This window comes from Frateuria sp. (assembly GCF_035695185.1).
Taxonomy (GTDB): domain Bacteria; phylum Pseudomonadota; class Gammaproteobacteria; order Xanthomonadales; family Rhodanobacteraceae; genus Frateuria_A.
The window spans coordinates 72,044-82,434 of record NZ_DASSES010000090.1 but is presented as its reverse complement, the minus strand read 5'-3'; the positions used below and the strand labels follow the sequence as shown (position 1 = coordinate 82,434).

The following is a 10,391-nucleotide window of genomic DNA, read 5'->3' as shown; positions in this document are numbered from 1 at the left end:
TCGCCATGCGGGTAGCGGCGCAGCGTGGCGCCCGCGAGCATGGCGCCGTCGAGCAGGCAGGCGTGGTTGAGCTTGTCCTGCACGCACAGGTCGCCACTGCCGAGCAGCGCCTGCATCACGCCCAGGTTGGCCATGTACCCGGTGGAGAACAGCAGCGCGCGCTCGCGGCCGGTCCAGTCGGCCAGCGCCTCCTCCAGCGCCGCGTGCTCGCGGCGGTGGCCGCAGACCAGGTGTGCCGCGGTACTGCCCACGCCTTCGTCGTCGGCCACGCGCTTGAAGGCGGCAATCAGCTGCGGGTGCTGGGCCAGGCCCAGGTAGTCGTTGGAACAGAAGGCGAGCAGGCGGCAGCCGCCGGTGTCGAACCAGGGCCCCTGGGCGTGATCGATGGCGCGGACGCGGCGCAGCAGGTCCGCGTGCGAACGTTCGGCCGTCTGGACGGCGATCCGTTGCAACAGGTCCGCGCGCACCGGACGGTCAGGCCGGTTCGAGGATGTCGGCGTGCACCGTGCCGGCAGGCCCGGCCACCTCCAGCGGATGCAGGTCCAGCCGCGCGAACAGTGCGCGGTCGGCGACCACGTCGGGGTTGCCGGTGGTCAGCAGCTTCTCGCCGTAGAAGATCGAGTTGGCGCCCGCGTGGAAGCACAGCGCCTGCACCGCCTCGTCCATCTGCTGGCGGCCGGCGGACAGGCGCACCATCGAGGCCGGCATCAGGATGCGCGCGACCGCGATCGTGCGTACGAACTCGAACGGATCGAGCGCCTCGGTGCCGTGCAGCGGGGTGCCCTCGACCTGCACCAGCTGGTTGATCGGCACCGACTGCGGGTGTTCGGGCAGGGTGGCCAGCGCCTGCAGCAGGCCGGCGCGCTGGTCGCGCGACTCGCCCATGCCCACGATGCCGCCGCAACAGGTCTTCAGGCCCGCGCCGCGCACATGTTCGAGCGTGTCCAGGCGGTCCTGGTAGTCGCGCGTGTGGATGATCTGCCCGTAGAACTCCGGCGCGCTGTCGAGGTTGTGGTTGTAGTAATCCAGGCCGGCCTGCCTGAGCGTGTCGGCCTGCCCGCCACTCAGCATGCCCAGCGTGGCGCAGGTCTCCAGCCCCAGCGCCTTCACCGCGGCGACGATTTCCGCCACCTTGGCAACGTCGCGGTCCTTCGGACTGCGCCAGGCCGCGCCCATGCAGAAGCGGCTGGCGCCGGCATCCCGGGCGGCCTGGGCGCGCGCGACCACCGCCTCGACGCTCATCAGCTTCTCGGCTTTCACGCCGGTCTGGTAGCGCTGCGCCTGGGGGCAGTAGGCGCAGTCCTCCGGACAGCCGCCGGTCTTGATCGAGAGCAGGGTCGAGACCTGCACCGCGTTCGGATCGTGGTGCGCGCGGTGCACCGTGTGCGCGCGATGCAGCAGGTCGTTGAACGGCAGCGCGAACAGGGCGGCGACTTCCGCGCGCGTCCAGTCGTGGCGGATCGGGGCAGGGGTCATGGTGGCGGCGGCTCCGCGTGGGGACGCGGCAGTGTGGGAACCGCCCGGAGGCCTGTCAACCTGTGCTTAGCCTTGATGGTTGACGAAGCCGTGCCCGCGCCGGTCCGTTACCATCACCCGACCCACTCCCACGGAGCCAACGAGATGAGCGCAGGTCAGGGCAGCACGGGCAACGTCATCGCGGCGGTATGCAGCTTCTTCATCCCCGGCCTGGGCCAGCTGGTACAGGGGCGCCTGCTCAAGGCGATCATCATGTTCGTGCTCGCCGCCGCGCTGTGGCTCGTCTGGCTGGGCTGGATCATCCACCTGTGGTCGATCCTCGACGCGGCGCTGTACAAGCCGCAGGGCTGAGCGAAGCCCGATGCGCATGGATGCGCTGTCCCGCTCCCTGGCCCTCCTGCATGCCTGGGTGCTGCCGTGGCGCTGCCTGCTGTGCGGCGCTGCCGGCAGCGGCGGGCTGGACCTGTGCGGTGCCTGCGCGGCCGAGCTGCCGCGCAATACCAGCTGCTGCGCGCGCTGCGCCTTGCCGTTGCCTGGCGCCACGGCGCTGTGCGGCGGCTGCCAGCGCAAGCCGCCACCGTGGCATACGGCCTGGGCGCCGTTTCGCTACGGCTGGCCGCTGGACCGGCTGGAGGCGCGCTACAAGTTCGGCCGCGACCTCGCCGCCGGGCGCACGCTGGCCCGGCTGTGGCAGCGCGTGCCACCGCCCCTTGCGCGGCCGGCGCTGATCCTGCCGGTCCCGCTGCACCGCGCACGGCTGCGCCGGCGTGGCTACAACCAGGCGCTGGAACTGGCCCGCCCGCTCGGTCGTGCGCTGGACGTGCCGGTGCGCCACGACGCGCTGCTGCGTTCGCGCGCCACCGCGGCGCAGACCGAGCTGGACGCGGCGGCGCGCCGGCGCAACGTGCGCGGCGCGTTTGCGCTGCGCGAAGGTATTGCGTTGCCGGCGCACGTGGCCCTGCTGGACGACGTGATGACCACCGGCGCGACGCTGGCCGAATGCACGCGGGTGCTGCGGCGTGCGGGCGTGGCGCGGGTGGACGTATGGGCGCTGGCGCGGGCGCCATCGCCGCGCGGGCGCTAGGCGCAGGCACTTTCGCCCGGGTGCGTGGGCTATTTCACGGCCAGGCCGAGCACGATGCCGACCCACAGCGAAAGGCCCACCCAGTTGTTGTGCCGGAACGCCGCCAGGCACGCATCGCGGGCGCGGCCGCGGATCAGCCAGAGCTGGTAGCCGAACAGCCCGGCGGCGGCGAGCAGGCCGAGCCAGTATGGCCAGGGCAGTTGCGCGCGCTGGCCGACGAACAGCATGGCCAGCAGGAAGGTGCCGATCAGCATGCCCAGGATCGGCACGTCGGCGTCGCCGAACAGGATCGCGGTGGACTTGGCGCCGACCTTCAGGTCGTCATCACGGTCGACCATCGCGTACTCGGTGTCGTAGATCACCGACCACAGGATGTTGCCCAGGAACAGCAGCCAGCCCAGCGGCGGCACCGTGCCGGTCACCGCCGCGAACGCCATCGGGATCGACCAGCCGAACGCCGCGCCCAGCACCACCTGGGGCAGGTAGGTCCAGCGCTTGGTGAACGGGTAGATCGCCGCCAGCGCCGCACCGGCAAACGAAAGCCTGATGGTCGGCGCGTTGGTGAACAGCACCAGCACGAAGGCGAACGCGAGCAGCACGCCGAACACGATGAGCGCTTCGCGCGGGCTGACCCGGCCACTGGCGATCGGCCGACCGGCGGTGCGCGCCACCTGCGGGTCGAGCTTGCGGTCGGCGTAGTCGTTGATCGCGCAGCCGGCCGAGCGCATCGCGAATACGCCCAGGGTGAAGATCACCAGCGCGCCCCAGGGCGGGAAGTCGCCGGCGGCCAGCCACAGCGCCCACCAGGTCGGCCACAGCAGCAGCAGCGCGCCGATCGGGCGATCCATGCGGGTCAGCACCAGGTAGTCGGCGGCCTTGGTGCGCCACTGCGGTGGCAGCGGGCGCAGCAGCAGGTCGAGCACGCGCGTGGCGCGGGTCGAGCTGTCGGCCGGGCGGATCGGTCGCGCGGGTGCCGGCGGAAGGGGACGGGGCCGCGCCGTGGTCGGCGGCGGGCGGCGCTGGCGCTTGCGGGGGGGAGGAGCCATGCGCGGAGTTTAGCCCGAGCCGGTGGCCGCGCTCGCCGCGCCAACGCACGTCCGGCTCACCTCAGGGCAGCGGCGGCACCAGCGGGTCGTCCTCGTCCAGGGGGCTGCCCAGCGGGTCGGCATCGGCATCCCGCGCGGGACTGGCGTGGCCGGGATTGCGGATCTCGTCTTCCGGGCGCTGCTTGCCGGGCTGCGCGATCGGCGGCTCGGGGTGCTGGGGGTTGTTCGGCATGGCGGGGCTCCGTGCGGGCGGACGATGGCCAGCGTTGCGCAAGCCCCGTCAAGCGCATGCAAAAAGGCGGCCCTGCGCCGCCGTCCGGAGGCCCGCTAAAGCACCCGCCGGCAGCAGCCGATAACCCGGCGTAGCTACCCGTCGCGCAAGCGGCGACCGCAGGGCACAGGCCCTTTTCCGCAGGAGGTGGGCATGTCCGTGGCATACGACGTCGTTGCACAGGAGGGCGCGCCCGCGCGTCCGCTGCCCGCGGCCGCGAGGAGCCCGGTACCGCCGGCCCAGGCGCGGCTGCTCGACTCGGTCGCGGCCTTCACCCACCACCGCGACATCGACGCGCTGGACCACAGCCTGGCCCTGTCCCTGGCCGAGCTGGCCCCGGCCCGCGCGGTGGTGCTGTGCAAGCGCGCGGCCGACGGCCGGCGGCTGGAAAGCCTGGTGCGCTGCGCGGCCGATGCGCAGGGTACGTTCTCGCTGTGCGTCCGCGCGCCGGTCGACGACGATCCGGCGCTGGCGCCGGTGTGGCGCTGCATGGACCAGCAGCAAAGCCTGGCCGAGGCGGACGCCGGCGACTGCCGCCTGTACGTCCCGATCCTGCACGAAGGCCGCGCGCTGGGTGCGCTGCAGCTGGAATCCGATGCGCCGCTGGAGGGCGCCCGCGCGCTGGCCGAGGGCTTCGCGCGGATCTACGCGAACTACATCACCCTGCTCAACGAGAGCGAGCGCGACAAGCTCACCGGCCTGTACAACCGGCGCACGTTCGAGCGTCACCTGCAGCGGCTGTTCCACTGTCCGGTGGCGGCCAGGGCGGCAGACGAGCGCCGCGCCAGCCACGCCGCGCCGGTGGGCGTGTGGCTGGCGATCTTCGACATCGACCATTTCAAGCGCATCAACGATACCTACGGCCACATCTACGGCGACGAGGTGATCCTGCTGCTGGCGCAGCAGATGCGCGCGAGCTTCCGCCTGGCCGACGTGCTGTTCCGTTTCGGTGGCGAGGAGTTCGTGATCCTGCTGGCCGGCCAGGACGAGGTGCAGGCGCGCAGTGCATTGGAGCGCTTCCGCGAGCGCGTGGCCGGTTACCTGTTCCCCCAGGTCGGCCACGTGACCGTCAGCGTCGGCTACGCGCTGGCGGCGATGGGTGATTACCCGGAGACGGTGATCGACCGCGCGGACAAGGCGCTGTACTACGCCAAGGCCCACGGTCGCAACCGTACCCACGGCTACGAGGAACTGGCCGGCCGCGGCGAACTGGTGGCCGAGCCGAGCACCGGCAGCATCGACCTTTTCTGAGCCGCTCCGAGCCGCCGCGGCTTCAGGCCCGCAGCCAGGCCGCCAGCGCCGCCGGATCGGCGGGCAACGGTTCGGACCGCGACGGCCGGGCGAGCATCGAGGCGAGTGCGTCCGGCACCGGCAGCGTCCGGCCCAGCAGCGGCTCCAGCACCTGCTCGAACTTGGCCGGATGGGCGGTGGCGACCACCGCCCAGTGCCCGTGTGCGCGCACCGGCTCCCGGTCGAGCAGGTGCATGGCGGTCGCGGTGTGCGGGCACAGCAGCTCGCCGTGGCCCCGGGCATGGGCCAGCACGGTGGCGCGGATCGTCGCGTCATCCACGCTTGCGGCAGTGAACGCAGCACGCAGCGTAGCCTCGTCCGGGCAGGTCCAGCGCAGGCGCTCGAAGTTGCTCGGTGCACCCACGTCCATCGCGTTGGCAAGGGTCGGCACCGCCGCGCGCGGCCGATAGGCGTCGCCGGCAAAGAACGCCGGCAGGGTGGCGTTGGCGTTGCAGGCCAGCACGATGCGGCCGATCGGCAGGCCGGCCGCGCGCGCCCAGGCCGCCGCGGTGGCGTTGCCGAGGTTGCCGGTCGGCACGATCAGGTCCAGCGGCGCGCGGTGCGCCCGCTGCGCCTGCAGCGCGGCATGCGCGTGGTAGGCCATCTGCGGCAGCAGGCGGCCCAGACTGATGCTGTTGGCCGAGGACAGCGGCACGCGCGCCTGCAACGCGGTGTCGGCGAGCGCCGCCTTCACCATGCGCTGGCAATCGTCGAAGCTGCCGGCCACGCGCAGCGCGTGCACGTTGTCGCCGAAGCTGCCGAGCTGGTGCGCCTGGCGCGGCGAGACGCGGTCCTGCGGGTACAGGATCGCCACGCGCAGCCCGCTCTGGCGATGGAATGCGGCGCCGACCGCGGCGCCGGTGTCACCGGAGGTGGCGACCAGGATGGTCAGCGGCGGTGCCTCCGGCGCGCGCAAGCGGCGCAGGCAGGCGGCGAGGAAGCGCGCGCCGAAGTCCTTGAACGCCGCGGTGGGGCCGTGGAACAGCTCCAGCAGCGAGGCATCCGGCCGCGCCAGCGGGCGCAGCGGTGCCTCGATGGCGAACGCCTCGGCGCAGATCGCGGGCAGGGCCTCGGCCAGCGCGTCGCCCGCGAAGAACGGCGTGAGCAAGGTCTGCGCGGTCGCGGCCAGGTCGCCCTCCGGATCGAACGCCGCCGGGGCCAGCGACGGCAGCTGCGCGGGTACGTACAGGCCGCCGTCCGGCGCCAGGCCGGCGGCGATCGCCGCACCCAGCCCGACCGCGGGCGACTGCCCCCGCGTGCTCGGGAAGCGCAGCGGGCTCATGCGAGCAGCTGCGCGGCGGGGCCGTCGACGGGGCCGACCAGCACGTCGCTGTCCAGCCCGGCCTCGGCGAAGGCCGCGCGCATCGCCGCGCCGGCAGCCTGCGCCTGGCGCACGTCCTCGAACCAGCCGAACACGCTCGGACCGGCGCCGGAAATGCTCGCGCCGAGCGCGCCGTGGTCGAGCGCGGCCTGCTGCACGCGCGCGAAGTTCGGTACCAGCGGCGCGCGGCGCGGCTCGACCAGCACGTCCTTGAGCCCTTCGCGCACCAGCGTGGCGTCGCCACGCCAGCAGCCGGCGATCACCTGCGCCAGGTTGGCGCTCTGCGCGACGAACTCGCCGAGCGCGTAGTCGCCGGCCAGCGCCGCGCGTGCCCGGCGCGTCTCCAGCACGCAATGCGGGTGCACCAGCGCGCAGTGCCACGTCGCCGGCACCGGGATGCGCACCAGCCGCGTGGCGGTCGCGAGCACCAGCCCGCCGAGCAGCTGCGGGCCGACGTTGTCGCCGTGGCGACCGCCGCTGGCGACCGCCTCGCCGTCGAGCGCGAACCGGTACAACGCCTCGCGCGGCAGCGGTTCGTCGAGCAGCGCATTGGCGGCCACCAGTGCGGCCACGCAGGACGCGGCCGAACCGGCCATGCCCGAGCCCAGCGCGATGCCCTTGTGCAGGGCGAGCTCGAAGCCGTGCTGCAGGCCCAGCCCCTCGCGCAGGGCGAGCAGCGCGGCTCCGGCGGTGTTGCGCCCAGGCTCCCGCGGGAGCTCGCGCACCACCCCGTCGATCGCGGCGATGCGCACCACCGGCGCGTCGATGCGCGTGACCCGCGCGCGGTCGCCGGCGCCGGCCAGGGTGTGGCCGAGGATGTCGAAGCCCACCCCCACGTTCCCCACGCAGGCGGGGGCGCAGGCGCTGGCGACGGTCGGCAGGCCGTCAGTGGCCGGCATGGCGACGATGCCGCCGGGGCTTCCCGGGCCCCCTGGCCGGTGCGGCTTTTCCCAGTTCGATCGCGTAGGTGGCGGTGCCGTCGCCGTTGTCGCGCAGCTGTCGGATGTGCGGCATGCCGTCGGCAGCGGCGATCGCCTGCTTGCCGCTGGCGGCGGTGAACACGACCGGGCCGCGCGTGCGCAGCGGCGCGAAATGCCACGAGGCGGCCGGCAGGTCGGCGCGGTCGAGCGTGCCGGTGCGCTTCAGCCACGCGGCGACGATCTCGCGGACGCCGTCGGTGGTGTCGAGCACGATGTTGCGGCCGTCCAGCCCGGGGAAGTTGCCGCCGCCGCTGGCCCGGTAGTTGTTGGTCGCGACGATGAACGGCTGCGCCGGCGTCACGGCCTTGCCCTGCCAGGTCAGCGAGACGATGCGCTGGCCGACCGGCTTGCTGACGTCGATCACGTAGGCCAGGTCGCCCTGGATCTGGTCGAAGTTGAAGCCAGGCATGTGGCTGTTGATGAGCGCCTGCTCGCCGGTCCTGGCCGGGTCGATGCGGTTGAAGCGCGCGGCCGATGTTTCCAGCCAGGCCTTTACGCCGGCACCGTCGGTTTTCACCGCGGCCAGCGTGTTGGGGTAGAAGTAGAGGTCGGCCGCGCTGCGCAGGGTCAGCGGGCCGGGCGGCACGTCGGTGTAGTCGCCGGGGCCGCCGAAGCCGGTGCGGAAGGCCGCGGCGGCCGCCAGTACCGGCACGCCGGCCAGCTCAGGGTGCAGCCTGGGCAGCTCGCGCTGGACGTAGTCCCGCTGCGCGGCGTTGACCACCGCCAGCGTGGTCATGTCGCCCTCGTCGGCGAAGTAGCTGGCCAGGCGCAGCGTGCTGCGGCCGATCGGCGTGTTCACGTAGGCGAGCGTCGCCGCGTGTGCCCGTGCCGTCAGCGGTGCGATCGCCGGGTCCGCCGGTACGCACGCGTTCTTCCGAGGGCAGATGGGGCGCACCTCGCTGTGGGTGTCGTCGCGGTCGATGGTCCAGCGACCGTTCTCGCGCTCGAGCGCGAGCTTGATCACGCCCAGGTCCATGCCGAAAAAGCCGCCCATCACTGCCGGTTTGCCGCGCACGAAGCCCCGCTTCGCATCGACGTCCTTCATGTTCGCGTAGCGCGGGCCCGGGAACTCGGCGTGCGAGTGGCCCAGCAGCAGCACGTCGATGCCCGGCACGCCGGCCAGGTACCAGCCACCGTTCTCCATGTCGCTGGTATACGGCGCGGCGTCCAGGCCGCCGTGCAGGATCGCCACCACCAGGTCGGGGTGCCTGGCCTCGATCTGCGGCAGGTAGCGCCGTGCCGCCTCGACCACGCCGCTGACGGTCACCTTGCCCTGCAGGTTGCGCTGGTCCCACTTCAGGATCGGTGGCGGCGTGAACCCGATAATGGCCACCCTGAGCGGCACCTGCAGGCGGCTGCCGTCGTTCGTGTAGGCCTCGATGGTTCGCGTCACGATCGTCCACGGCTTGAAGATCGGCTTGCCGTTCCGTGCGTCGAACACGTTGGCTAGCACCAGCGGGAAATGCGGGCCGGCGCAGCGCGCCGTCCTCGTCCCGTCGATGTCCATCGGGGTACCGGTCACCTGCGAGAGGAACGGCAGGCCGTAGTTGAACTCGTGGTTGCCGGCGGTGCCGCCGTCGTAGCCGAGCGCATCCATCGCCTTGTAGATCGCCAGCTCCTGCCCGCAGCCGACCGGCGCGACCCGCGCCTGGTAGTCGGCCAGCACGGTGCCCTGGATGGTGTCGCCGCTGTCGAACAGGAAGCTGTTGGGAAACTCCTCGCGTGCACGCCGGATCAGCGTGGCGGTGCGCTCGTAGCCCAGGCCGGGGTCGGGCGCGGCCTTGAAATAGTCCCAGCTGAGCACGTTCGCATGGACGTCGGTGGTTTCCAGGATCGCCACGTCCGCGCGGGTGCCGTCCGGCGGCGCGGCCGGCGTGATGGGCGTGGCGGCGCAGCCGGCGAGCAGGGCGGCGCCAAGCAGGGGCAGCAACGGGCGAAGCGACATCGGGAGTGTCCGGCAGCGAACAGGCAGGGCCGGCAACGTAGCAGATCGCCGGGGCGCTGGGCGGGCGGTGCGCTGTCTTGCCCGGGCTCTGGTGGGGGCGCCGGGCTGGCCCCGGGGCTCGTCCGCACGCGACCAGACTTCCCGCGCCGATCCGGCGCGAAGGAGGCGCGCCCCGCCGGCCGTGCCGGTGCGATCGGCGAGGCGGACGCGGCGCCTGTCGTTGCGGTGCGCAGATTGCGGCAACGTTCTCCGTTTGGCGCGGGCGCGGTTGCCCGGCCGGCAGGCCCGTGATAGTCCGGCTGATGCAGGGGAGCTTCACTGAAAGGAGTTCGAGCATGCTTCGCAGGATTCTCACCGTCGCGTTGCCCACCGCCGCCGCGGCCGCCGTTCTGACGTTCTTCCCGGCCAGGCCCGTCCAGGCCTATCCGGCCGTCTGCGACACCACCTACTGGACCTGCATGTACAGCGCCACCTCGATCGCGGGGTTGCAGCAGTGCGTGCTGGATTTCCAGGCGTGCAGCGGCGCCACCAATCCGCCCCCGCCGCCCGGCGCCCGTGGCGCGGTGCGGCGGCACTAGCCGGGGCGGGCTCCGGTCCACCGCCGGCAAAGGGCGGGGGCTGGAGCCCGGACGCGTTTCGTCCCCCGGCGGTTGCCGGCCTCGACGGTGGCGTGTTATTCCGGTGGCACAGGGGGAAACTTGCTGAAAGGAGTTCGAGCATGCTTCGCAAGATCGTGACGATCGCGCTGCCGATCGCGGCCATGGCTGCCGCTTCGGTGTTCTTTCCGACCCGCGTCGCCCAGGCTTATCCGGGGTCCTGCCTGACCAACTGGGAGACCTGCAAAGCCCAGGCGACCACGCCGATGCAGTCCGGCTTCTGCGACCGTGCCTACATCCAGTGCACCGGCGGCGCGGTGCCGCCGAACGTGGTGGACCCGATGCTCGGGAACCGCCGGAAGCACTGAGTTGGCACGCTTCC

The 10,391-nt window shown here is 72.6% G+C and carries 12 protein-coding genes; 5 read left to right on the top strand and 7 right to left on the bottom strand.

The annotated features are described in order from the left end of the window. Together VFH59_RS06910 and bioB are read right to left on the bottom strand one after the other, a co-directional pair. Positions 1-467, bottom strand: a 467-nt coding sequence (locus VFH59_RS06910) for an aminotransferase class I/II-fold pyridoxal phosphate-dependent enzyme (RefSeq protein WP_325164153.1), incomplete at its 3' end; no start/stop codon positions are given. A gap of 7 nt (positions 468-474) precedes the next feature. Beyond that, complete coding sequence (gene bioB, locus VFH59_RS06905; RefSeq protein WP_325164152.1) at positions 475-1,476, bottom strand: biotin synthase BioB; 1,002 nt, start codon at positions 1,474-1,476, stop codon at positions 475-477. Positions 1,477-1,620: 144 nt separating this feature from the next. Between bioB and VFH59_RS06900 the strand changes: the two genes are divergently transcribed. Together VFH59_RS06900 and VFH59_RS06895 are read left to right on the top strand one after the other, a co-directional pair. Then, positions 1,621-1,827 (top strand): hypothetical protein, encoded by a 207-nt coding sequence (locus VFH59_RS06900; RefSeq protein ID WP_325164151.1) that lies wholly within the window; start codon positions 1,621-1,623, stop codon positions 1,825-1,827. Between the two features lie 16 nt (positions 1,828-1,843). Next, complete coding sequence (locus VFH59_RS06895; protein WP_325164150.1) at positions 1,844-2,560, top strand: ComF family protein; 717 nt, start codon at positions 1,844-1,846, stop codon at positions 2,558-2,560. A gap of 29 nt (positions 2,561-2,589) precedes the next feature. Here VFH59_RS06895 and ubiA read toward each other — a convergent pair whose 3' ends face one another. Continuing rightward, the gene (gene ubiA, locus VFH59_RS06890) at positions 2,590-3,519 is read right to left on the bottom strand and encodes a 4-hydroxybenzoate octaprenyltransferase (RefSeq protein ID WP_325164157.1); all 930 of its coding nucleotides are present in this window, start codon (positions 3,517-3,519) and stop codon (positions 2,590-2,592) included. 148 nt (positions 3,520-3,667) lie between these two features. Next, positions 3,668-3,838, bottom strand: a complete 171-nt coding sequence (locus tag VFH59_RS06885; protein WP_325164149.1) for a hypothetical protein — start codon at positions 3,836-3,838, stop codon at positions 3,668-3,670. Positions 3,839-4,030: 192 nt separating this feature from the next. Between VFH59_RS06885 and VFH59_RS06880 the strand changes: the two genes are divergently transcribed. Further along, complete coding sequence (locus VFH59_RS06880; protein WP_325164148.1) at positions 4,031-5,128, top strand: GGDEF domain-containing protein; 1,098 nt, start codon at positions 4,031-4,033, stop codon at positions 5,126-5,128. A gap of 22 nt (positions 5,129-5,150) precedes the next feature. On the opposite strand, the gene thrC is transcribed toward VFH59_RS06880, so the two are convergent. From thrC to VFH59_RS06865, 3 genes are read right to left on the bottom strand one after another with little or no spacing between them, the layout of a single operon-like run. Beyond that, a complete protein-coding gene (thrC, locus tag VFH59_RS06875) occupies positions 5,151-6,449 on the bottom strand; it encodes a threonine synthase (RefSeq protein ID WP_325164147.1) in 1,299 nt (432 codons plus the stop codon). Further along, the gene (locus VFH59_RS06870; protein ID WP_325164146.1) at positions 6,446-7,387 is read right to left on the bottom strand and encodes a homoserine kinase; all 942 of its coding nucleotides are present in this window, start codon (positions 7,385-7,387) and stop codon (positions 6,446-6,448) included. Before VFH59_RS06870 ends, thrC begins: the two co-directional genes overlap by 4 nt. Then, positions 7,374-9,413, bottom strand: coding sequence for a bifunctional 2',3'-cyclic-nucleotide 2'-phosphodiesterase/3'-nucleotidase (locus VFH59_RS06865; RefSeq protein ID WP_325164145.1), 2,040 nt, complete (start codon positions 9,411-9,413; stop codon positions 7,374-7,376). Before VFH59_RS06865 ends, VFH59_RS06870 begins: the two co-directional genes overlap by 14 nt. Before the next feature lie 335 nt (positions 9,414-9,748). On the opposite strand from VFH59_RS06865, the gene VFH59_RS06860 reads away from it, so the two are divergent. Together VFH59_RS06860 and VFH59_RS06855 are read left to right on the top strand one after the other, a co-directional pair. Next, positions 9,749-9,991 (top strand): hypothetical protein, encoded by a 243-nt coding sequence (locus VFH59_RS06860; protein WP_325164144.1) that lies wholly within the window; start codon positions 9,749-9,751, stop codon positions 9,989-9,991. A 140-nt stretch (positions 9,992-10,131) separates the two neighbouring features. Beyond that, positions 10,132-10,377 (top strand): hypothetical protein, encoded by a 246-nt coding sequence (locus tag VFH59_RS06855; RefSeq protein WP_325164143.1) that lies wholly within the window; start codon positions 10,132-10,134, stop codon positions 10,375-10,377. Positions 10,378-10,391: the final 14 nt, after the last annotated feature.

Excerpts from the sequence above, each read along its gene's own strand:
- bioB (WP_325164152.1), bottom strand. The coding sequence starts at position 1,476 with ATGACCCCTGCCCCGATCCGCCACGACTGGACGCGCGCGGAAGTCGCC.
- VFH59_RS06900 (WP_325164151.1), top strand. The coding sequence starts at position 1,621 with ATGAGCGCAGGTCAGGGCAGCACGGGCAACGTCATCGCGGCGGTATGC.
- VFH59_RS06895 (WP_325164150.1), top strand. The coding sequence starts at position 1,844 with ATGGATGCGCTGTCCCGCTCCCTGGCCCTCCTGCATGCCTGGGTGCTG.
- VFH59_RS06885 (WP_325164149.1), bottom strand. The coding sequence starts at position 3,838 with ATGCCGAACAACCCCCAGCACCCCGAGCCGCCGATCGCGCAGCCCGGC.
- VFH59_RS06880 (WP_325164148.1), top strand. The coding sequence starts at position 4,031 with ATGTCCGTGGCATACGACGTCGTTGCACAGGAGGGCGCGCCCGCGCGT.
- thrC (WP_325164147.1), bottom strand. The coding sequence starts at position 6,449 with ATGAGCCCGCTGCGCTTCCCGAGCACGCGGGGGCAGTCGCCCGCGGTC.
- VFH59_RS06870 (WP_325164146.1), bottom strand. The coding sequence starts at position 7,387 with ATGCCGGCCACTGACGGCCTGCCGACCGTCGCCAGCGCCTGCGCCCCC.
- VFH59_RS06865 (WP_325164145.1), bottom strand. The coding sequence starts at position 9,413 with ATGTCGCTTCGCCCGTTGCTGCCCCTGCTTGGCGCCGCCCTGCTCGCC.
- VFH59_RS06860 (WP_325164144.1), top strand. The coding sequence starts at position 9,749 with ATGCTTCGCAGGATTCTCACCGTCGCGTTGCCCACCGCCGCCGCGGCC.
- VFH59_RS06855 (WP_325164143.1), top strand. The coding sequence starts at position 10,132 with ATGCTTCGCAAGATCGTGACGATCGCGCTGCCGATCGCGGCCATGGCT.